Source organism: Sulfolobus sp. B1 (assembly GCF_007050195.1).
GTDB lineage: Archaea > Thermoproteota > Thermoprotei_A > Sulfolobales > Sulfolobaceae > Saccharolobus.
Map to the genome: position 1 here is coordinate 1 of NZ_QIMI01000306.1, position 816 is coordinate 816.

The window sequence follows — 816 nt, forward strand, 5'->3', positions numbered from 1 at the left end:
CTATAATTTCTACAAGGTTTACAAAGAGAATTTAGATCAGTTATTACAGACGATTAAGCAATAAAATTATTTGCTTACAACATAAGTTTTTTATTCACACGCTCGTTATATTTATGATGAAAGTACTGATTTTAGGAATAGATGGGTATTTAGGATGGCCTTTAGCACTAAGATTAGCTAAAAGAGGGCATGAAGTAATAGGGATCGATAACCTCTATACCAGAAATGCAGTAAAGGAGGTGGGATCTGATTCCGCATTTCCCTTACCGGATCCAGAGGAAAGGGTGTCCTTTGCTAAGAAGATACTTGACGTCGATATAACTTTTTATAAAGCTGATGTTAAAGATTTTTATAAGCTTCATGAGATAATCCAAAGGCATAAGCCTGATGCTATCGTACATTTCGCAGAACAAAGGTCCGCACCATATTCGATGATAGATGTTGATCACGCTAACTACACTTTCATAAATAATCTCACTAGTACGATAAATTTAATATATTCTATAATTAAAGTAGACCCTAACGTCCACATCCTTAAAATGGGCACGATGGGAGAATATGGTACACCAAATTATGATATATTAGAAAGACCCTTCGTGGAAGTGGAAATAAATGGAAAGAAGGATAAAATACCATTCCCTAAGTGGGCAAGTAGCTGGTATCATTGGTCTAAAGTATATGATTCCTACAACTTATTATGGGCTAATCAAGTTTGGGGAATTACGATAACTGATATAATGCAAGGACCAGTATATGGAACTAGAACCGAAGAAATTATAGATGATAAGTTGAGAACAAGATTTGACTTTGACGAAG

Annotated in this window: 1 protein-coding gene; it reads left to right on the top strand. The window is 34.9% G+C overall.

Annotation, left to right across the window (positions count from 1 at the left end; translation table 11 throughout):
* Positions 1 to 116: 116 nt before the first annotated feature.
* The coding region (locus tag DMP16_RS10350) for an NAD-dependent epimerase/dehydratase family protein (RefSeq protein WP_143577231.1) at positions 117 to 816 on the top strand (700 nt) is incomplete at its 3' end.